The sequence below is a fragment of the Arthrobacter sp. Z4-13 genome (assembly GCF_054792705.1).
The window spans coordinates 307,025-327,318 of sequence record NZ_CP096458.1; the positions used below are offsets into that span (position 1 = coordinate 307,025).

General features: G+C 62.9%; 19 protein-coding genes and 1 pseudogene. 16 read left to right on the plus strand and 4 right to left on the minus strand.

From position 1 onward, the window contains the following. Window positions 1-197 precede the first annotated feature (197 nt). Together cofD and cofE are read right to left on the minus strand one after the other, a co-directional pair. Window positions 198-1,229 (minus strand): 2-phospho-L-lactate transferase, encoded by a 1,032-nt coding sequence (cofD, locus tag M1E07_RS01490; protein WP_461186636.1) that lies wholly within the window; start codon window positions 1,227-1,229, stop codon window positions 198-200. After that, complete coding sequence (gene cofE / locus M1E07_RS01495) at window positions 1,226-2,086, minus strand: coenzyme F420-0:L-glutamate ligase (RefSeq protein WP_461186637.1); 861 nt, start codon at window positions 2,084-2,086, stop codon at window positions 1,226-1,228. The genes cofD and cofE overlap by 4 nt, the downstream gene beginning before the upstream one ends. A gap of 242 nt (window positions 2,087-2,328) precedes the next feature. On the opposite strand from cofE, the gene M1E07_RS01500 reads away from it, so the two are divergent. The 8 genes from M1E07_RS01500 (at window position 2,329) to M1E07_RS01535 (ending at window position 10,564) form a co-directional block, all read left to right on the plus strand. After that, complete coding sequence (locus M1E07_RS01500) at window positions 2,329-3,321, plus strand: amidohydrolase family protein (RefSeq protein WP_461186638.1); 993 nt, start codon at window positions 2,329-2,331, stop codon at window positions 3,319-3,321. Between the two features lie 60 nt (window positions 3,322-3,381). Beyond that, entirely contained in the window at window positions 3,382-4,938 is a 1,557-nt protein-coding gene (locus M1E07_RS01505) for a Re/Si-specific NAD(P)(+) transhydrogenase subunit alpha (RefSeq protein ID WP_461186639.1), read from the plus strand. Beyond that, entirely contained in the window at window positions 4,935-6,413 is a 1,479-nt protein-coding gene (gene pntB, locus M1E07_RS01510; protein ID WP_461186640.1) for a Re/Si-specific NAD(P)(+) transhydrogenase subunit beta, read from the plus strand. The genes M1E07_RS01505 and pntB overlap by 4 nt, the downstream gene beginning before the upstream one ends. Before the next feature lie 589 nt (window positions 6,414-7,002). Then, window positions 7,003-7,422: an organic hydroperoxide resistance protein gene (locus M1E07_RS01515; RefSeq protein WP_461175295.1), complete on the plus strand. Its 420-nt coding sequence runs from the start codon at window positions 7,003-7,005 to the stop codon at window positions 7,420-7,422. A gap of 441 nt (window positions 7,423-7,863) precedes the next feature. Beyond that, the gene (locus tag M1E07_RS01520) at window positions 7,864-8,916 is read left to right on the plus strand and encodes an MBL fold metallo-hydrolase (protein ID WP_461175296.1); all 1,053 of its coding nucleotides are present in this window, start codon (window positions 7,864-7,866) and stop codon (window positions 8,914-8,916) included. A gap of 452 nt (window positions 8,917-9,368) precedes the next feature. After that, window positions 9,369-9,542, plus strand: coding sequence for an ATP-binding protein (locus M1E07_RS01525; protein WP_461186846.1), 174 nt, complete (start codon window positions 9,369-9,371; stop codon window positions 9,540-9,542). 59 nt (window positions 9,543-9,601) lie between these two features. After that, a complete protein-coding gene (locus tag M1E07_RS01530) occupies window positions 9,602-9,832 on the plus strand; it encodes a hypothetical protein (RefSeq protein WP_461175298.1) in 231 nt (76 codons plus the stop codon). A gap of 297 nt (window positions 9,833-10,129) precedes the next feature. After that, on the plus strand, window positions 10,130-10,564 hold the full coding sequence (locus tag M1E07_RS01535; RefSeq protein ID WP_461175299.1) for an acyl-CoA thioesterase: 435 nt from the start codon (window positions 10,130-10,132) through the stop codon (window positions 10,562-10,564). Between the two features lie 78 nt (window positions 10,565-10,642). Here the strand turns inward: M1E07_RS01535 and M1E07_RS01540 are convergent, their stop codons facing one another. Further along, window positions 10,643-10,795, minus strand: coding sequence for a hypothetical protein (locus M1E07_RS01540; protein ID WP_461175300.1), 153 nt, complete (start codon window positions 10,793-10,795; stop codon window positions 10,643-10,645). Window positions 10,796-11,043: 248 nt separating this feature from the next. Here M1E07_RS01540 and M1E07_RS01545 point away from each other — a divergent pair, with 248 nt between their 5' ends. From M1E07_RS01545 to panD, 8 genes and pseudogenes are all read left to right on the plus strand, one after another. Further along, window positions 11,044-12,558: a sugar ABC transporter ATP-binding protein gene (locus tag M1E07_RS01545; RefSeq protein WP_461175301.1), complete on the plus strand. Its 1,515-nt coding sequence runs from the start codon at window positions 11,044-11,046 to the stop codon at window positions 12,556-12,558. Beyond that, window positions 12,555-13,655, plus strand: a complete 1,101-nt coding sequence (locus M1E07_RS01550; RefSeq protein ID WP_461175302.1) for an ABC transporter permease — start codon at window positions 12,555-12,557, stop codon at window positions 13,653-13,655. The genes M1E07_RS01545 and M1E07_RS01550 overlap by 4 nt, the downstream gene beginning before the upstream one ends. Before the next feature lie 322 nt (window positions 13,656-13,977). Continuing rightward, window positions 13,978-14,236, plus strand: a pseudogene (locus M1E07_RS01555) (FCD domain-containing protein); the annotation flags it as partial. Further along, entirely contained in the window at window positions 14,232-15,752 is a 1,521-nt protein-coding gene (locus M1E07_RS01560) for an MmgE/PrpD family protein (protein WP_461186641.1), read from the plus strand. The pseudogene M1E07_RS01555 and the gene M1E07_RS01560, both read left to right, overlap by 5 nt. Beyond that, window positions 15,752-16,657, plus strand: coding sequence for a methylisocitrate lyase (gene prpB / locus M1E07_RS01565; protein ID WP_461175304.1), 906 nt, complete (start codon window positions 15,752-15,754; stop codon window positions 16,655-16,657). Before M1E07_RS01560 ends, prpB begins: the two co-directional genes overlap by 1 nt. Before the next feature lie 27 nt (window positions 16,658-16,684). Beyond that, window positions 16,685-17,824, plus strand: a complete 1,140-nt coding sequence (locus M1E07_RS01570; protein ID WP_461175305.1) for a bifunctional 2-methylcitrate synthase/citrate synthase — start codon at window positions 16,685-16,687, stop codon at window positions 17,822-17,824. Between the two features lie 313 nt (window positions 17,825-18,137). Then, window positions 18,138-18,419, plus strand: a complete 282-nt coding sequence (locus M1E07_RS01575; RefSeq protein WP_461186642.1) for a hypothetical protein — start codon at window positions 18,138-18,140, stop codon at window positions 18,417-18,419. A gap of 6 nt (window positions 18,420-18,425) precedes the next feature. Beyond that, window positions 18,426-18,869, plus strand: a complete 444-nt coding sequence (panD, locus tag M1E07_RS01580; RefSeq protein WP_461175307.1) for an aspartate 1-decarboxylase — start codon at window positions 18,426-18,428, stop codon at window positions 18,867-18,869. Between the two features lie 345 nt (window positions 18,870-19,214). Here panD and M1E07_RS01585 read toward each other — a convergent pair whose 3' ends face one another. After that, complete coding sequence (locus M1E07_RS01585; protein ID WP_461186643.1) at window positions 19,215-20,141, minus strand: NADP-dependent oxidoreductase; 927 nt, start codon at window positions 20,139-20,141, stop codon at window positions 19,215-19,217. Window positions 20,142-20,294: the final 153 nt, after the last annotated feature.

Sequence of the window (20,294 nt, forward strand, 5' to 3'; positions counted from 1 at the left end):
TGGGTTCACATCGCTGCGGGCTTGGGCAGGGCTGTCTGCTGACACTAGATCGTCGGGGATGCGACTGGCGGATAAACCGTCAATCGGATTCCGGGGCAGTGCTTTAATCCAGTTGTTCGACAGCGGCAGGCCCGGCGATGCCGCGTGCGCCGAACCAGCGCAGTCTTGCTTTGATTGATTGCCCTTGTCCGGAGGTGTCATTGCGAGTCGGCGGCCTGGGACTCTGTCGTGGCCACTGTCGAAGCAGCTCCCAAGGCCGTTGCGGAAAGATCCGCGCTGGTCTGGACGTCGTTCATCCACAGCGGAACAACAACCGGCCGGACCCCCGCACCGGCGATAAGATCGGACAGTTCCGCATCGGCGCTGTCGATCAGCCAGGCATCCAGGATCCCGCCCGCGGAACGGGCACCATAGTGCAGGGCCACTGCATCCGCGCCGGTCCTGACACCGATCGCGGCCAGGCAGGCGTCCGCCATGCCCCGGACGGCAGCACCGGAAATAATGGGTGAGATTCCCAGGACCGGGGCCGGTGTCGCCTGGATGGCTTCCCGGATGCCGGGGACATTCAGAATCGTGCCGATGGACACCACCGGATTCGACGGGGCCAAGATGACGGCATCGGCACCGGAAATCGCCGCCAGCACCCCCGGCGCCGGGGCTGCCTCTGAGAGCCCGGCCTGGAGAAATTCCCGGGCCGGGCGCTGGGCGCGGTGCCGGACCCACCATTCCTCGAAGTGCACAATCTCCGGTACACCGGTAGTGGGACCGTCCAGCGCCACATGGGTTTCCACTTCTTCATCGCTCATGGGTAGCAGCTCCATCCCGATGTCCCAGCGGGAGGCCAGCCGCCGGGTGACCTGGCTCAACGGCAGCCCGGCGCGTAGCAGATGCGAGCGGGTGATGTGGGTGCCCAGGTCCAGATCACCGAGCGTGAACCACGGCCAGCCAACGCCGTAGGCTGCCAGCTCGGCACTGACGCGCTCCGTTTCACCGTCCCGGCCCCAGCCACGCGATTCATCATTGACGCCCGCGAGGGCATACATCACCGAGTCCAGATCGGGACAGACCCGCAGGCCCGTCAGCCACATGTCATCGCCGGTGTTAATGACCGCAGTGATCTCCGCCGTCGTCCCGCCCATTCCATCGGGCATTACCTGGCGCAGATGGTGGCGCAGACCCCGTAGGAACCGCGCCCCGCCCACACCACCAGCCAGCACCGTTACTCTCATGCGGTAGCACTGGCCTCTGCGCTAATTGCTGATTCAATGGCTGACCTTTGTCCTGCCGCGAAGCCCTCATGGAATCCTTCCAGATGCGCTTCTGCCGATCCTAGACGGAACAGGTCCTCGTCTGCAGGGCGGATCAGGGTCCGCGCCCCGGGTTCCTCCAGCGGCCGCATCAGGTGGTCCATGCCGTGGACCACGGCGACCGGCCGGCGAGAGGTCTTGCCCAGCACCAGGTTCGCCGCACCTGCTATTTCATCCGCCACCGCGGTGATGGTGACATCCATGCGCCTGTGGAAATCATCACGCGTCCCGCGCAAATCATGGGTTACCGCCAATCCGGCGGCCCCGATGGCCAGATCGGTCTGCCCCAGCCGCCATGGGCGTCCCAGCGTGTCGGTGATAATCACCCCCAGGTCGAAACCGAACCGCTGGCGCAACCCCGCGCACAGCGCCCGGGCTGACGCATCCGGGTCCTCCGGCAGGAGCAGCACTGTGCCGTCAGGGGTATTGCTCGCGTCGACGCCCGCGGCGGCGAGCACCAGTCCCAATCTGTTCTGGACAATCCGAGTCACACCGCCGGGGTGTGGTCTGCTCGCGACCAGCCGCACCGTTTCGGCCGTGATGGCATCTTCGCGGCTCTCTGCCTGCAGAGAACGTCCTTCGGCCTTTGAAACTACTTTGCTGGTCACTACGACGATGTCCCCGGCGGAAATTTCCGCTTCGACGGCGTTCCCTATCAGCGCCAGGAGGTCATCGCCAGCGGCGACCTCACCAATTCCACCGATCCCAACGACTGTAAACTGCTGGGGCGGCTCTTCAGCCTCGCGCACTGCAAAGCCAGCCAACTTACTTTGATTCATCCCAAATCCCGTCAGACGCAGTCCGGTATTTCGACGATATTGGCTAGCGCTCGATAAGTCAACAGATTGGTCCGGGTCAAGCTGGCACCCGCTATGCAAACCTTGACTGACGTCGAACGTAATGGAAGTATAGCGAGCGTTAGAATGAGTGATGGCAGTCTCATCCGATCCTTGCCAAGTCGCGTCTTGCAACAGGCGGGCAATCAGCAGGCATCTAATCGCACTGGAGGCGAACGCTTTTGATGGAATACTACGCAGCAGGGCCCGTCGAAGAGGTCATTGAACCCGACCTCGAGATAACCGATGCTCATCACCACTTCTTTGTGAAGGGCAAGCACAACTGGGTGCGGGACTACTCGCTGGACGACTATCTGACCGATACCGCTACCGGGCACCGAGTGACGAAGTCCGTCTTCCTCGAGGCACGCGCTTCGTTCAACGGGACCAACTTCGACGAGGTCGAGTACGTCACGCAGTACGCCCGTGAGAGCGAGACCCGCGGCGGCACAGTCGTGTCCGCGATCGTGGGCGACTTCAACCTCCGCCACGGCAGCGCCTCAGGTGAGGCGCTCGACCGTCTGCTCGAGCTGAGCGAAGGGCGGTTCGTCGGAGTTCGCCAGGCCGGCGTGTGGGATGCTTCTTGGGACATCCCGCCCTATCCGACCCTTGTCGAACAAGGCCTCTACGCGAAGCCCGACTTCCGCGCGGGGTTTGCCGAGCTGGTCCGCAGAGACCTGTCGTTCGACGCGTGGCAGTACCACCCCCAGCTGCCTGACGTGATCGCACTCGCTGATGCCTTTCCTGAAGCTCGGATCATCACCGACCATCTCGGCGCACCGATCAAGCTGGGACCGTACGGCGCGGACCGCGACGAGGTCCTCCGGACGTGGAGACGGCACATGAGTGAGCTGGCGAAGCGCGAGAACGTCGTTGTCAAGCTGGGCGGCATCGGTGTGCCGGACCTCGCGGAACGCATCGACGTCACCGGGGACCCCGATGTCGCTCCCACGTCCGAGCAACTGGCCGAGTACTGGGGCCCAGAGATTCTCTGGCTCATCGAGACTTTCGGACCCGATCGATCCATGTTCGAGTCGAACTACCCCGTGGACGGCTACATGGCCTCGTACGACGTCCTGTGGAACACGTTCAAGCGCATCGCCGCCGGCGCCAGCCCCGACGAGAAGCAGAAGCTGTTCTCCGGCACCGCGAACCGTACGTATCGGATCGCGAGCTAGCAGAGGAACCGGCGGGCAGTAAATTTCTGCTTGCCCCGGCTGGATGAAAGAGAGAGTTACGTGGCACGTATTGGCGTTGTGGCCGAATTGGGTCGCGAGAGGCGGGTGGCGGCGACGCCCACCACGGTGAAGCAGTTGTTGGGTTTGGGCTACGAGGTTGTGGTCGAAAAGGGTGCGGGGGAGTCCGCGTCGTTCCGTGATGAGGCGTATGCCGAGGCCGGTGCCCTGGTGGTGGGTGCTGATGAGGCTTGGGGATCTGAGGTGGTGCTGCGGATCAACCCGCCGACTGAAGAGGAGATCGGCCGGCTTGCCGAGGGTGCGACGCTGATCGGGATGCTGGCCCCGGGGCTGCGGCCGGAGCTGGTGGAGGCGTTGGCGGCACGTCCCATTACAGCTTTGGCTTTGGATGCGGTGCCGCGGATCTCTCGGGCGCAGTCGATGGACGTTCTTAGTTCGATGGCGAACATTGCCGGGTATCGTGCCGTGATTGAGGCCGCGCATGAGTTCGGCCGGTTTTTCACGGGACAGGTGACCGCGGCGGGCAAGGTCCCGCCGGCGAAGGTCCTCGTTGCCGGCGCCGGTGTCGCCGGCTTGGCCGCGATTGGTGCTGCGAGCAGCCTGGGCGCGATCGTTCGCGCTACTGATCCGCGGCCTGAGGTGGCGGATCAGGTGAAGTCCATTGGTGGTACCTACCTCAAGGTTGAGGTGGAAGAGGAGATGAAGTCCTCTGACGGGTACGCGAAGGCGACGTCCGAGGCATACAACAGGCGTGCAGCCGAAATCTACACAGAGCAGGCGGCTGATGTGGACATCATCATCACCACTGCCCTGATCCCGGGTCGGCCCGCTCCGAAGCTGCTCACGGCCGATGATGTGGCAGCGATGAAATCCGGCAGTGTCATCGTGGACATGGCTGCCGGGCAGGGCGGGAATGTGGAAGGCTCCGTCGCGGGGGAGCGGATCGTGACGGATAATGGGGTGGTGATCCTGGGGTATACGGATCTTCCAGCACGGTTGCCGGCCCAGGCGTCCCAGCTGTACGGGACGAACCTGGTGAATCTGCTCAAGCTCCTGACCCCGGATAAGGACGGGGTCCTGCGGATCGATTTCGACGACGTGGTGCAGCGTTCGGTGACGGTGGTGCGCGAGGGTGAGAAGACGTGGCCGCCGCCCCCGGTCCAGGTCTCCGCCGCACCCGCGGTGAAGACCGACGCCGGAACGTCCGCCGAAAGTACGGCGCCGAAGAAGAAACAGGGCCTCAGCACGGCCGGCAAGGCCGGGCTGTTTGCGGCGGGGATCGCGGTGCTGTTCGGGATCAACGCGGTTGCCCCGGCACCGTTGCCGCAGCACTTCACGGTCCTGATGCTCTCGATCGTGGTCGGGTTCTATGTGATCGGGAAAGTCCACCACGCCCTGCACACGCCGCTGATGTCCGTCACGAATGCGATCTCCGGGATCATCGTCGTCGGGGCGCTGCTGCAGGTCACCTCCGAGAACATCGTGATGCAGGTCCTGGCCGCCGTCGCGGTGCTGCTGGCCAGCATTAACATTTTCGGCGGGTTCGCTGTCACCCGGCGGATGCTCGCCATGTTCTCGGCCGGGAAGGTCCGTTCATGAGCGCCGCCACCCCAATAGCAGCAGCAACATTTACGAGGAGCTTTACCGTGACTGACACCGTCTCCGGTCCGTTGACCGCCGACTCCATCGCGGGGGCGGCCTACATCGTCGCGGCCCTGCTGTTCATCCTCAGCCTCGCCGGGCTGAGCAAGCACGAGAAAGCCCGCGCCGGTGTCGTATACGGCATCACCGGCATGGTCATCGCCCTCGCCGCCACCATCTGGCTGACCCTGCAGGACGCTTGGGGCACCGGCCACGCCCTCACCGGGCTGGGCCTGCTGGTGGCCGCGGTCGCCATTGGCGGCGCGATCGGACTCTGGCGCGCCCGGGTAGTCGAAATGACCGGCATGCCCGAGCTGATTGCCCTGCTGCACAGCTTCGTGGGCCTCGCCGCCGTGCTGGTGGGCTGGAACGGCCACCTCGAAGCTCCCGCGTTGTCTTCGGACCTGATGGCGATCCACCACGCCGAGGTGTTCATCGGCGTGTTCATCGGCGCAGTGACCTTTACCGGCTCGATCGTGGCGTTCCTTAAACTCTCCGCCCGGATGAAATCCTCTCCCCTGATGCTGCCGGGCAAAAACGGGATCAACCTCGGCGCCCTCGTAGTGTTCGTCGCCCTGACCGTCTGGTACGTCAACGATTCCCAGCTCTGGCTCCTGATCGTGGTCACCGTCCTTGCCCTGGGGCTGGGCTGGCACCTGGTCGCCTCCATCGGCGGCGGCGACATGCCCGTGGTCGTGTCCATGCTCAACAGCTACTCCGGCTGGGCCGCCGCCGCGGCAGGCTTCCTGCTCAACAACGACCTGCTCATCATCACCGGCGCCCTGGTCGGCTCCTCGGGTGCATACCTGTCCTACATCATGTGCAAGGCCATGAACCGGTCCTTCATCTCCGTGATCGCCGGCGGATTCGGCATCGCCGCCCCCGCCAGCAAAGGGGACACGGACCAGGGCGAGCACCGCGAAATCACCGCCGAAGCGACAGCGGAAATGCTCACCAACGCCTCGTCCGTCGTCATCACCCCCGGCTACGGCATGGCCGTCGCCCAGGCCCAGTACCCCGTCGCCGAACTCGCCCACCAGCTCCGTGAAAAGGGTGTGAACGTCCGGTTCGGCATCCACCCCGTCGCCGGGCGCCTCCCAGGGCACATGAACGTCCTCCTCGCCGAAGCCAAAGTCCCGTACGACATCGTCCTGGAAATGGACGAAATCAACGACGACCTCGGCGACACCTCCGTGGTCCTGGTCATCGGCGCCAACGACACCGTCAACCCCGCCGCCGCCGAAGACCCCGGCAGCCCCATCGCGGGCATGCCAGTCCTCAAAGTATGGGAAGCCGAAAACGTCATCGTCTTCAAACGCTCCATGGCCGCCGGGTACGCAGGAGTCCAAAACCCACTCTTCTACCGCGACAACTCCCAAATGCTCTTCGGCGACGCCAAACAACGCGTCGAAGACATCCTCCGCGCCTTCTAACCGATAGCGCCCGCGCAGCCTTTTGCTGGTCCCTATAACAACATCCAAGTGGCGCTAGTCCTGGTTACACAGCCGGATCCGTCTGCCGAGGCAGACGACAGAAGAGAGAAAAGAGACGAGACAATGCCCAAACGCCGGGTTCCTCCCAAATACCCTCCGCAGGAGACTCTACGACGCTGTGTGCCGGATCCGACTCCATGCCCAGAAGAGACACCAATACCACGTCAGGCCCTGAACATCGACGAACTGACTGCATCCCCCTGGATTGGTCTTCACTACAGGCACGAATTCTTGCTCCACTACAGGCACGAACTGTTGGAGCTACATCCGAAGGACTAGCCCGGGGCTTCAGATCCGAGAGACAGTCGGGCGCGTGTGATAGGCAGAGCAGAGGCTAGGACCATTCCAATTGCCGATAACCGACGTTATGTAAAGCTGCGGTTGAGAAGGGTTGAAAGTGACAGCCAATATCCCGCAAGTTGAAGCGGAAAAGCGCCTCTTAGCTGCGGAAACACGTGTGACTGGCCGGTCGGGCCGCTGGGTAAGTTTACCCAACGCTGAAGATCCCCTTAGAAGTTATGGAGAACAATTGACAGTCATCTATACAGCAGAAGCTCTTGCAACAGGAGCTGGCCGCAATGGACGGGCCCGCACGGACGACGGACGCCTGGACATCCAACTTGCAGCTCCGCATGCCCTCGGCGGTTCCGGGAACGGGAGCAACCCTGAGCAGCTCTTTGCTGCCGGCTATGCCGCCTGTTTCCACTCTGCTCTTCAACACGTGGCTCGGACCGCGAAGACGGACCTGGGCGACTCAAGTGTCGGGGCCAAGGTCGGTCTTGTCCGTGACGGCAAGTCCTTCGCTCTCGAGGTGGATCTTGAAGTCGTCATTCCAACTCTGACGCAGAGTGAGGCCAAGGCCCTGGCCGACAAGGCACACGAGGTCTGCCCCTACAGCAACGCCATCCGCGGAAACATCGAGGTCAACATCTCCGTCTCAGACGACTAGAAACCGGGTCCAGTGGATGTTCCGATCCGAGTCAGGCAAACCGTGGTGAATTAGGTGCCTAGGGCACCGACTCCGTTATCACATGCAGCGCCGGAACGCTCATGATTCCTAACCTGTTTCGGAGCACTAACTGAGTTATATCCTGGCTCTTGATTAGGAATCATCAGAGAAATCGTTACTAGCCCGCAGCCGGAGCGGCCATTGCTGGTATGTGTGCATACTTGATTTCAAAACTATCCGGATACGCCTCATATATCATCGAAATCAGCGATTCCAGCTCAGCGACCAGGCCCCGTCATCGCTTCTTCCTGCACCCCGAGCCGCTGCCTAGGGCGACCACAGGGCCTCCTGGACGTCTTCCCGCCAGCCATGCCCCGCATAGATACGAGGGTGGGGCTGGTGTGAGGCGCCGCAACCCATTTTGCTGTTTGAGAGGAAACGATGAATCTGCCGCCGATTACCCTGACCGGCCACGTGCAGAAGGAAGCGTGGAGGAACAGGGTGCTGCCGCCCGTGGAGCGGCTTGGTGCGGAGGTGTGGTCCATTCCCGTGCCGTTTCCGGACAACCCCATGCGTTACACCCTCAGTTACTTGCTTCTGGGCGACGGTGACGCGGTCCTGATCGATCCGGGCTGGGACAGCGACGCCGGCATGGAGCATTTGGCGTCCGGCGTGCGGCAGGCCGGCCTGGGCCTGCCCGACCTGACCGGCATAGTCGCCACCCATTATCACTCTGACCATCTGGGGATGGCTGCCCGACTAAGGACAGCCACAGGGGCGTGGGTTGCCCTAGGTGACCGGGAAGTGCGCCGGCTTACCGCCGGTGAGGACCCTGACGTTGTTCTCAACGACGACCGCGAGGAGCTGACGCTCTGGGGCGTGCCGGCGGACCGGCTGGCCGAAGCGGCCCTGGACCGCCCCCATTTCACCCATCTGCAGAACCTCGCCGATCCGGACCTGCGGCTCGCCGACGGCAGTCTGGTGCCCGCCAAGGGCCTGGACCTGCGCGTGGTTACGACTCCCGGGCATTCACCGGGACATATCTGTCTGGTCGATGAGCCGCACGGCCTGATCTTCAGCGGGGACCACGTCCTGCCGCGCATCTCCCCGCACATAGCGCTGGAGCTGCCGGGACCGGCAAACCCGCTGGCGGACTACTACGATTCTCTGGAACTGATCGCGTTCGAGGACGAGATGGAGGTCTGCCCGGCGCACGAGTACCGGTTCCGCGGCATGCAGCGGCGGGTCGCACAGCTGATCCACCACAACCGCGAACGCTCCGCCGAGGTCCTGCGGGTGCTGGAGGCGCACCGACCCGAAAGCGTCTGGGACATCGCCCGGCACCTGACGTGGTCCCGCGGCTGGGAGTCCCTGCAGGCCTTCTCGCTGCGATTGGCGGTTTCCGAAACTGCCAGCCACGTCGTGTACCTGCGCTCCCAGGGCCACCACATCGACATATCCGTCACCGAACCACGCGCGGCTGCGTCCTCATGACGGCAGCCCTAACCCTCCGGGCAAGCTCCCGATTGGAGCCAGCCGCTGGATGAGACCGTTGAGCAACTCTTTTACGGGACGATGACGACGTCCCGGACGTAAGGGTGGAAGTCGTCAGCGACTTTCTGCGAGATGCTGCCCTGATTGGGACTGCCACTCCGAGACCACCACGACGGCGTTCGCGGCAGCATGGCCGTTCGTTCGTTCATCCTTTCGCGATGTCAACGCACAAGAACGCACTCTTGGTTCAGACGTTACGCCTACCGCTACACAGAATGCCACCGACCGTCAAAGTGGAAGGCTAGCTAGTTAGCGATCGATAAACTATGCTGAGGGCGCTCTTCCCTGCGCGCAGCCGAAGATATCCACGGACCCCACTCCTGGAGTCACCTCTCGTCCCGTGCCGCGAAGTCCAAGTGGCACATGCCCAACCGTTCTAGTCTGCATCACCCATACGACCGAGAGGAAGCCATTATGGAAACGTTGTACGTCAGTACTACCTCGTGGAGATGAACACGCGCATTCAGGTCGAACACCCCGTGTCGGAGACGATTACGGGCATAGATTTTGACCGGGCTCCAACAGGAAATCGCCGCAGGCAATCCGCTGCCGGTGGCCCAGGATGACATGGTCTCGCATCACCAGGTCGAGGGCCACCTCAACGCAGAGGACCCCAAAAGGGTTCGTGCCGAGCCCCGGCCCAGTCAACGGCTTCCGCGTCACGGGTGGGTTCGAGGTACGGCTCGATGGTCGGCAAACTCATCGCCTGGGACAGGACCGCCAGGAAGCGATCACTCCCGCCATGCGTGCGGTCGAGGAAATGGAGATGGATGGCGTCACTACGATGGCACAGTTCCAGGGCGAGTTCGTTGCCAGCCACGAGTTCCGCAGCGGTGATTTCAACCCGCCTTCGTAGCGCAGTTCCTGGCCGACAAGACGACCTGAAAAGCCCATTGAGGGGCGTACGGCCTTGGTACGGCTTCATCCCGCCGGGATCCCGATGTCGGCGTGAAAAGTGCTCGACCTCACCACAACCCGTCAACCATTGACGAGATGGCTGATCTCGGTGGAGATGCTCCTGATGCATCAACAACACCGAAGCGGAAACGAACTTAGAACACAAACGTTTCCAGACCGAACTTGTCGTACAAGGTTCGACCGGATATTTCCCGGCGTGGGCCCGCCGTCTCGCCTCTAGAACGTAGGAGAACTTATGGAACTTACCGTACCCATGCAGGTGCGATTTTCTGACGTCGACCGCTTCGGCCACATCAACAACGCGGTCTACTTGACTTATATCGAACTCGCACGTCTCCGGATTTTTCAGGATGAGTCGCTCGGGGCTTCGGTGGAAGCTCTCGCGGGCGCAGGTGCCGGTATCGTGATTGGCTATCAGGAGATTGCCTATCGAGCTCCGATCGGGCCGAACGTTGATACTGTCGACGTCGCCGCATGGGTAACACGGGTGGGGCGGTCGAGTTTTGATATCGCCTACAGCGTTCGTGACGGAGAAGTTGAGTGCGCGATTGCTGCAACATCCATTGTGCTCGTTGACGTTTCGACCGGCCGCCCTCGTGCACTTCCGGATCCTGCTAAGGCGGTCCTGGAACATTTCGCCGGGCCGCCGGTCGACGTGCGAGGGCGGTGAGGTCGGGCCCTGCTCCGCAGTGAATCCGCCCGGCGATTCATCCAACGGCGCCCTGCACAGAAGCCCACAAGCTAACGCCTAGGCGTTGATGTGCTGGACTACGCCTTCCGGGACATGGTCGCTTGCTACTCCGTCGTCGCGCTCCCTGGCTTGATTCGGAAGCCCAAGGACGCTCCGCAGGATGATCTGCGTCTCCCGCTCCCGCCCCCGCCCCGTCGGAGCGCTGCCCATGTCCGTGCGACTCCAGTGCCGACATGGCCTGGATGCCGAACGGAGGTCTTGACTTAGCGCTCGTTAGATAGGATATGGTGGGACTGAAGCGGTGAGATGGAAATCACTATGTGTGCCTGTGTCGGTCAACCACTCAGGCCTCGGTAGACCAGCCGGACCGCATCAACGAGGATGCGGGCGGACGCGCTTGTCAGCAGCACCTCCATACAGGTTGTTGACGTGTGAGCCACAGGAACGGATGGGTAGGGATGACAAAGCAAGGACAGGCGCCGCGGCTCGAGCTGCGCAACGTGTCAAAGACCTTTGGCGGTACTCGGGTGTTGAACAATGTCTCGCTCGACATCGCGCCGGGTGAGGTTCACGCCCTGATGGGCCAGAACGGATCAGGGAAATCGACGTTAATCAAGATCCTCGCCGGGTTCCACACGGCGGACGACGGCGCGAGTCTGGTCGTCGACGGGCAGGCCCGGACGCTCGGCAACAGAGATGACGTGCACAGCGCCGGCGTCGAGTTCGTTCATCAGGATCTCGGGTTGGTTCCTGCGCTCTCCGTCGTCGACAACCTCGCTCTGGGCCATGGGTATGCCAGGGGCCTGGGTGGGCGAATCGACTGGCGTCAGCAGTGCAGCGTGACCGAAGATGCCCTGCGGGCGGTCGGCTACGACTTAGATGTCCGCAAGGCCGTCGATGATCTGCAGCCCGTCGAGCGGACCGCCGTCGCCATCGCCCGCGCGCTGCAGAGCTCCGGGGGAGCCATGTCCGTCCTCGTCCTGGACGAACCGACAGCCACGATGCCGAAGGCAGAGGTGGAGCATCTGTTCTCCATCATCGAGGCTGTTCGGCGTCAAGGAGTCGGCGTCCTGTACGTGTCCCACCACCTCGAAGAGGTCTTCGAAATCGCCGACCGGGTCACGGTCCTGGTGGACGGGAACCTGGTGGCGACGAAGGAGATCGCCGATCTCAGTCCGCGGTCGCTGGTGGACCTGATGACGGGCGGCATTGTGGATGATGTCCGCAGACGCGCTGTCGTCACCCCTGGCGACCCGCTGCTGTCTCTGCAGAAGGTGCAGGGCGCGGAGCTCGTCGACTTCGATCTCGAGGTGTCGGCCGGCGAGGTCGTCGGCGTGGCCGGCATCACCGGGTCAGGCCGGGAGGAGCTGTGCTCGATCATCTTCGGTGCCCGTCCCCGTGCTGGACGAGTGACCGTCGAGGGTCGCGAGCTCAAGCCCCTGCGCCCAGACGCGTCTCTGGCCCTTGGCTTGGGGATGGTTCCCGCCAACCGGCTGCGTGACGGCGTGCTCGTCGGCCTCAACGTGCGGGAGAACATCAACCTCACCACCGCCCGGCGGCTGGCGCGACGCGTGCGGATCCGCGGACGGGACGACCGCCGTCAAGCGAACGCGATCACCCAAAAGATGTCCGTGAAGACACCCTCGCTCGACGCCCCGATCGAGGCACTGTCGGGAGGCAACCAGCAGAAGGTCGTCCTCGGCAAGTGGCTCCAGACGGATCCTCGCGTCCTCCTGCTCGACGAGCCGACTCAAGGGGTCGACATCGGCGCCAAGTCAGAAATTCACCACCTGATCGATGCTGCGGCCAGTCAGGGCGTAGGGGTGCTCGTGTGCTCGTCGGACGAAGCCGAGCTCGAGCGGCTGTGCGACCGCGTGGTCATCCTCCGCCACGGTCGTGCGGTGGAACAGCTGCGCGGCGACGAGATTACGACAGCGCGATTGGTGCACACCAGCCTGGGACTCACATCATGACCCTCGACAACCACCAGACAGCAAAGGAACAGTCGGCCATGCCCGAAATCAGCCCGTCCAAGACGTCACTCGAGGACGCGACCAAGGCCAGTCCGCCTCTGGGCGCTCGCAAGGAATCATCGCACGGCCCGCGCCCGCACCTTCTTCAGATCCTGCGCCTGGACCGGTACTCGGGCCTCTACCTGGCCCTGATCCTCGCCGTCGTGTTCTCCCTGATGCTGCCGGAGACATTCGCGACGGTCAGCAACGCGCGCGTCATCGCAGGTAGCGCGGCGATCGCAGGCATCCTGACGCTCGCGGTCACCGTGTCGATGGCGGCCGGCACGTTCGACATCTCGCTCGCGGCCAACATGACGTTCTCCATCTCACTGCTGGGGTCGCTCCTATCTGACCACAACATGGCTTGGCCACTCGCCATCGTCATCACCCTGCTCGCCGGTGCCTTAATCGGTGGCGTGAACGCCTTTATCATCACCCAATTCGAGATTGAATCGATCATCGCGACGCTGGGCATGTCCTCGGTCCTGGCTGCAATGGCCTTTTGGATCGCCGACGGCCAAACCATCCTTCTCGACAATGTCGCCAAGGCCTTCACTGACGCAGGGTCGATGTCGGTAGCCTCCATACCGATCACCGTGTTCTACCTGGCGGCGCTCGCGATAGCCCTGTGGTTCCTCTTGGAGCACACCCCGTTCGGACGGTACCTCTACGCCATTGGATCGAACCCCCAGGCATCTAAGCTCGCCGGGATTAAGGTCAAGCGCATCCAGACGCTGTCGTTGATGCTATCCGGGACACTTGCCGCGTTCGCCGGTGTCGTCCTGACGATGCAGCTGGGGGCGGCCTCGTTTGACGCTGGCACGCCTTATCTGCTGCCCGCCTTCGCTGCCACCTTCCTGGGCTCGACACAGGTGCTCGCCGGACGGTTCAACGTCCGCGGCACGGTGGTTGCGCTGTACCTGCTCGCCATCGCAGTGAAGGGACTGCAGCTCCAGTTCCCGGAGCTTCCCTGGATAAAGAACTTGGTGGAAGGTACAGTTCTGATCGTGGCGGTGTGCATCACCGCGCGTGCGGTCAAGAGGCGTCGGACCCAGTAGGCATACACCGACCGCGGGCGGTCTGTCGGGGGTCGGCACGCTGGGCCGGATGATCTGTGCACGACCGCCGCCGCTGAACAGGAGACTGCTGGGCTGTCGCAATGCGCACCGGACCTGCCCAGCGGCTGAGGCCCGTCGATTCTCGACCCTTAGGGTCGACGCGACGGTGGCGACCGTACGGCGACGGCGCAGGATCTGACGGGCAGACCGGTGGACGTTCCAATGACGGAGGTCGCGCCCGAGAACCGACGCTGGCACGCGGCGCGTGACGTTGGCGCGTGCAGCCTGCCCCGTCAGTAGGTGTGGGGAATCGACAAGGGTCGCCATCGACTCCTCCATCTCCAACTCCTACCTTGCCCCAGATAATGCGGACTCTCCAGGTGCACTTCGTGCGGATCCGACGGCTAGCCGCGGAAGACACCGATCGGCTCACACCCGCAGCGGCAGAGCACGCAACCATAGCCGAGGCCATCGCCGGTGAGAAGCCGCGACTGGCAGAAGCGGCCACCACACTCCACTAGCACCGCAGTCTTCCCCACATCGAAGCCACTCACCCCTCACTCTCGAAGGAGCCCCATGGTAAAAAAGCACCACGTCCGCGTGTACAAGAGCGAAGAGAACCTTCCCCGCGAGGACCAGCTGGCCCACAAAATCGCCAGGGTTGCCGCCGACCCTGTGGAGGTCACTGACGACGTCATGGAGATGGTGATCAACCGGATCATCGACAACGCCTCAGTGGCCATCGCCTCGCTGAACCGCGCCCCGATCGTGGCCGCCCGGGCTCAGGCGCTGGCCCATGGCACCAGTATGGGTGGCAAGGGCGCAAAAGTCTTTGGCATCACGGACCGGGTCTCCCCTGAATGGGCGGCCTGGGCCAACGGGGTAGCCGTCCGTGAACTGGACTACCACGACACCTTCCTGGCAGCGGACTACTCCCACCCCGGCGACAACATCCCGCCCATCCTGGCCGTAGCCCAGCACACCAACGCCAGCGGCCGGGACCTGATCCGGGGTATCGCCACGGGGTATGAGATCCAGGTGAACCTGGTGAAGGCGATCTGCCTGCACAAGCACAAGATCGACCACGTGGCCCATCTGGGCCCGTCCGCCGCGGCCGGCATCGGGACCCTGCTGGGCCTGGATGTGGAAACGATCTTCCAGTCAGTTGGCCAGTCTCTTCACACCACCACGGCGACGCGGCAGTCGCGCAAGGGTGAGATCTCCACCTGGAAGGCCCACGCCCCCGCCTTCGCCGGGAAGATGGCGGTCGAGGCCGCGGACCGGGCGATGCTCGGGCAGACGTCCCCCGTGCCGATCTATGAAGGCGAAGACGGGGTGATCGCCTGGCTGCTGGACGGTCCGGACGCGTCCTACCAGGTCCCGCTCCCCACTCCCGGGGAAGCAAAGCGCGCCATTCTGGACACCTACACGAAGGAACACTCCGCCGAGTACCAGGCCCAGGCCTGGATCGACCTCGCCAGGAAACTCAACAAGGAACACCCCGAAGCCACCGACCCGGCCAACGTGAAGTCGGTGCTGATCCGCACCAGCCACCACACCCACTACGTCATCGGCTCCGGCGCCAACGACCCCCAGAAGTACTCCCCCACCGCTTCGAGGGAGACGCTGGACCACTCCATCCCGTACATCTTCGCCGTCGCCCTGCAGGACGGCGCCTGGCACCACGTGGACTCCTACTCCCCCGAACGCGCCGCCCGGCCGGACACCGTGGAGCTGTGGCAGAAAGTCACCACTGAGGAAGATCCGGAATGGACCCGCCGCTACCACTCCCTGGACATCGCCGAGAAGGCCTTCGGCGGGTCCGTGGAAATCACCCTCACTGACGGCACCATCATCACGGACGAGATCGCTGTCGCTGACGCGCATCCCCTCGGTGCCCGGCCGTTCGGACGGGACCAGTACGTGCACAAGTTCCGCACCCTCGCCACGGGCATCGTGGAGGAGGCCGAAGTCGAACGGTTCCTCGCCGCCGTCGAACGCCTCCCCGAACTCGGCCCAGGGGAACTCGACCAGCTGAACATCACCGCCGCCCCCGGCATCATCGATCCCAGCGCCGCACCCAAGGGACTCTTCTAATGTTGTACTCCACCACCACCCCCGAACAGAAGCGTATCCGGTTCCGCGAACTCCTCGCCTCCGGGACCATCGCCCAGTTCCCCGGGGCATTCAACCCGCTCTCGGCCCGGCTGATCGAGGAAAAAGGCTTCGCCGGTGTCTACATCTCTGGGGCAGTCCTGGCCAACGACCTCGGCCTGCCGGACATCGGCCTGACCACGCTCACGGAGGTCGCCACCCGGGCCGGGCAGATCGCTCGGATGACCGACCTGCCCGCCATCGTCGACGCCGACACGGGTTTCGGTGAACCGATGAACGTGGCCCGCACGGTCCAGGAAATCGAAAACGCCGGCCTCGCCGGGCTGCACATCGAGGACCAGTTCAACCCGAAACGCTGCGGCCACCTCGATGGCAAAAACGTGGTGGACCTGGAAACTGCCACCAAACGCATCCGGGCTGCAGCAGACGCCCGCCGCGACCCCAACTTCCTCATTATGGCCCGCACCGACATCCGCGCCGTCGAAGGACTCAAAGCCGCACAGGATCGGGCCAAAGCACTGGTGGACGCCGGCGCGGACGCCATCTTCCCCGAAGCCATGGCCACCCTGGAAGAATTCCAGGCCATCCGCGACGCCGTAGACGTGCCCATCCTGGCCAATATGACCGAGTTCGGCAAAAGTGACCTCTTCACCGTGGACCAGCTCCAGGGCGTCGGGGTGAACATGGTGATCTACCCCGTCACCCTGCTCCGCAGTGCCATGGGCGCCGCTGAAAAGGTTTTGAACACACTCAAGAGCTTGGGAACGCAGCAGGTACGCGTACCTGAAATGCTCACCCGGGCCCGCCTCTATGACCTCGTGGACTACGAGGCTTACAACAAATTCGATTCCGGCATCTTCAACTTCCAGATCCCACAGACCCGCTAAACATGGGCTGCAACGAAGGAGTTCAGCATGGCTGACACAACCGAGATCAAAAAAGGCCTCGCCGGCGTCGTGGTGGACTACACCGCCGTCTCAAAGGTCAACCCGGACACGAACTCACTGCTCTACCGCGGGTACCCGGTCCAAGAACTTGCCGCCAAGCGCAGTTTCGAAGAGGTGGCCTACCTGCTCTGGAATAGCGAACTGCCCACCCCGGACCAGCTCGCGGAATTCACTTCCCGCGAACGGGCCGGCCGTGCACTCGACCCTGCGCTCAAGTCCATTATCGACGCTCTGCCCGCTGACGCCCACCCCATGGATGTGTGCCGCACGGCGGTCTCCGTGCTGGGTGCCCGTCATCCCCTGTCGGAGGACTCTTCGCCGGAAGCCAGTATGGAAAAGGCCGTCGACCTTTGGGCGGCTATGCCGGCGGTAGTGGCGTACGACCAGCGCCGCCGTCACGGGCAGGGTGTCATTGAACCGCGTGACGACCTGGGCTATTCCGCCAACTTCCTCTGGATGACTTTCGGCGAAGATCCTGTGGACGAGGTCATCGAGGCCTTCGACGTCTCGATGATCCTCTATGCCGAGCACTCCTTCAACGCCTCCACCTTTACTGCCCGCGTTGTCACTTCCACCCTTTCTGACCTGCACTCGGCCGTTACCGCTGCCATCGGAGCCCTCAAAGGCCCTCTACACGGCGGGGCCAACGAGGCCGTCATGCATACCTTCGACGAGATCGGCATCCGGTCCGAGGAGTCTCTCGAAGAAGCTGCCTCACGTGCCAAGGTCTGGATGGAAGAGGCGCTGGCGCAGAAGAAAAAGGTCATGGGCTTCGGCCACCGCGTTTACAAGAACGGCGACTCCCGGGTGCCCACCATGAAGGCGGCCCTGGACAAGATGATTGCGCACTACGGCCGGCCCGAACTCCTAGGCCTGTACAACGGGCTGGAATCGGCGATGGATGAGGCCAAGGCCATCAAGCCGAATCTAGACTACCCGGCGGGGCCCACCTACCACCTGATGGGCTTTGACACGGCGACGTTCACGCCCCTGTTCGTGGCGAGCCGCATCACCGGTTGGACCGCGCACATCATGGAGCAGCTGGACTCGAACTCGCTGATCCGGCCGTTGAGCGCGTACAACGGCGTCGGGGAACGTGCCTTGTAAGGCAATAAGCTGCTTCCAAACTTGCGGTGGAGCATCCGACGGTCACCCGGACCGTCAAATATCGCAACGCTATAAGGTGCTCCACCGCAACTCACGCTGTCACCATTGGTCAGTCCTCATTCCTTCACCGAGACGCCGCGCATTGTAGGACAAAATCGGAAGTGGGCCGCATCCACAATGAACAAGATAACGCGATCCCAGGAAGACCGATATTCGCCAAGGACAAACCGCTAACCGCTACTGCTGTATGGGACGTGAACGGCAATCGCCTGGGCCAATTTAATTTAAGCATGTCAGTTGAAGGGAGCCCTCCATGCCTGCATACCGCCACGAGGAATGGAGTCAGTTGGTTGGCGCCTTCGTCGAAGTTCGAAACGACAAGCGGGTTTTGAGATCAGGCTTTGTCGACGATGCGATGGCCGATTCGTCGGCCCTCTGGCTTGCCGCCGACGGAATCGACGGTAGGGCGTTAATAACCAGGGCCGAAGGCTATGAGGTTTGGGTTGAACCTCGGCAGCTAGAGGGCTCACGGGCCTATAGCATGACTTTTTCAGCTTTGAACAGAATAACGACTGAACATGAGGGCGGAGAGTAGTTGGTTATGAATCGGTTGATATTCAAGTCCAAAATTCACAGGGCGACGGTCACCCACGCTGATCTGCACTACGTTGGCTCGGTCACGGTGGACCTGGACCTGCTGGATGCCGCCGACATCCTGCCAGGGGAACTTGTGGCGATCGTGGACGTCACCAATGGGGCACGCCTGGAGACCTACACCATCGCTGGGGAACGTGGCTCGGGCGTAATCGGGATCAACGGCCCCGCCGCGCACCTGATCAATGAGAACGACATCGTCATCCTCATCACCTATGCCCAGATGACCACCGACGAGGCCCGGGCCTACAGCCCAAGGGTGGTCCATGTGGACCGGTACAACAGGATCGCCCTGCTCGGCACCGACCCTGCCGAAGCAGTCTCCCCCGGGCTGACGAGCCCGCCCTTCGCACTGCGCAACTCTCGAGGCATGACCCGTATCCGTCAGTAACAGCTTGTGCGCAGGCGCGTCCGCCGAGTTCGGTTAAGACTCACTGACGATTGGCTAACTGCTGTCGAGGGCGCGAGCGGCAAGGCTCAGTCGAAGGTCTCACGGACCTCACGCCGTCGTGGGAATCTCACGACGGAACAACCTTGGCTAACGAGTGTCACGGCTCTCCCTTCAATCAAGAGGTAGTCGCTCTTCCAAGGAGCACGTGCTACTGGCTTTCGGCTAGCAGCAGGAAGCTTGTGGTCAGACTCTGAATACCATCTTCCCGAAGACGCGTCCGTAAAGCATTGCCTGGAGCCCGTGCTTCGCATCCCGGAAAGGCGTAATGGTGTCTATTGGGCAGGATTAGAAAGTGAGAACCAGTCGGCCTCGGAGACCGCCCCGTTCCAGGAGCCGGTGTGCCTCCGCTGCCTGTTCGGCTGGGAATGTCCGGGCCACTCGGAGAGTGAGCTCCCCTTCCTCCGCTTGCTGGCGAAGCCGCTCCAGCGCCCCGCGGTCCTCGGCAATCTCGCGTACGAGAACAGGCAGGACCCGCAGCTTGCGGCGCCCATCCCCTTCATAACCGCGGACGGTTGCAATTGCCCCGCCGTCCTTCACTGCAGGCAGGACGAGCGCGCCTTGCAGGGATCCATCCGCCAATCCGTCGACGCCGTCGGGAAACTCTTCACGTATGCGAGCAGCCACGTCTGCTCCTCTCCTGACGATAATGTCGGCACCAAGGCCCCGCACCACTTCCTCGTCACGCTCGGAGGCATCCGCAATCACGGTGAGTCCCTCGGCCTTCGCCAACTGGACGACATACCCGCCGAAAGCCCCTGCTGCCCCGGTCACGGCCAGTACTTGTCCAGGTCGCAGCTCCATTCTGTTCAGGGCCAAGCGAGCGGTTAGCCCGTTCATCGGCAAAGTGGATGCGGCGATAGCGCTAACCCCAAGCGGGACTTTGACGACGGAGTTGGCCGACAGCACTTTATCTTCCCGATAGGCACCATGTGGAATGACGACTCCCATCACGGGGTCACCAACAGCTAGATGCTCGACACCGTCGCCTACTTCGCTGACGTCACCTGCGACGTCCATCCCCGGTATCCACGGGAAGGTTTTGTCGGGATAATAGGCCGTGTAGGCTCCGGCCCGGAGCTGCGTGTCACTCGGGTTGACCGCAGCCGCGCGAACGCGAATTCGTACCAGTCCAGGGCCCAAAGGCTCCCGCGGAACTTCAATCAACTGCAGGGCCTCCGGCCCGCCAAACTCATTTACTCCAACTGCTCGCATGTTTAGTCTCCTTTTCGTGGGCCGGCTGGTAGGGGAAGTTTCATGGGCCGAACAAGGAGCACAAGCCCTACGCCTCATAGCGCACCATTGCTTCGACCCCGGGGGTTCCGCTGAGGAAGCACTCCGGGTCTCATCCACTCGTCGAGGTTCTGC

Bases quoted from the DNA above. Each gene is read 5' to 3' on its own strand.
- cofD (WP_461186636.1), bottom strand. From the start codon at position 1,229: ATGAGAGTAACGGTGCTGGCTGGTGGTGTGGGCGGGGCGCGGTTCCTA.
- cofE (WP_461186637.1), bottom strand. From the start codon at position 2,086: ATGAATCAAAGTAAGTTGGCTGGCTTTGCAGTGCGCGAGGCTGAAGAG.
- M1E07_RS01500 (WP_461186638.1), top strand. From the start codon at position 2,329: ATGGAATACTACGCAGCAGGGCCCGTCGAAGAGGTCATTGAACCCGAC.
- pntB (WP_461186640.1), top strand. From the start codon at position 4,935: ATGAGCGCCGCCACCCCAATAGCAGCAGCAACATTTACGAGGAGCTTT.
- M1E07_RS01520 (WP_461175296.1), top strand. From the start codon at position 7,864: ATGAATCTGCCGCCGATTACCCTGACCGGCCACGTGCAGAAGGAAGCG.
- M1E07_RS01535 (WP_461175299.1), top strand. From the start codon at position 10,130: ATGGAACTTACCGTACCCATGCAGGTGCGATTTTCTGACGTCGACCGC.
- M1E07_RS01540 (WP_461175300.1), bottom strand. From the start codon at position 10,795: ATGGGCAGCGCTCCGACGGGGCGGGGGCGGGAGCGGGAGACGCAGATC.
- M1E07_RS01545 (WP_461175301.1), top strand. From the start codon at position 11,044: ATGACAAAGCAAGGACAGGCGCCGCGGCTCGAGCTGCGCAACGTGTCA.
- M1E07_RS01550 (WP_461175302.1), top strand. From the start codon at position 12,555: ATGACCCTCGACAACCACCAGACAGCAAAGGAACAGTCGGCCATGCCC.
- M1E07_RS01560 (WP_461186641.1), top strand. From the start codon at position 14,232: ATGGTAAAAAAGCACCACGTCCGCGTGTACAAGAGCGAAGAGAACCTT.
- prpB (WP_461175304.1), top strand. From the start codon at position 15,752: ATGTTGTACTCCACCACCACCCCCGAACAGAAGCGTATCCGGTTCCGC.
- M1E07_RS01570 (WP_461175305.1), top strand. From the start codon at position 16,685: ATGGCTGACACAACCGAGATCAAAAAAGGCCTCGCCGGCGTCGTGGTG.
- M1E07_RS01575 (WP_461186642.1), top strand. From the start codon at position 18,138: ATGCCTGCATACCGCCACGAGGAATGGAGTCAGTTGGTTGGCGCCTTC.
- panD (WP_461175307.1), top strand. From the start codon at position 18,426: ATGAATCGGTTGATATTCAAGTCCAAAATTCACAGGGCGACGGTCACC.
- M1E07_RS01585 (WP_461186643.1), bottom strand. From the start codon at position 20,141: ATGCGAGCAGTTGGAGTAAATGAGTTTGGCGGGCCGGAGGCCCTGCAG.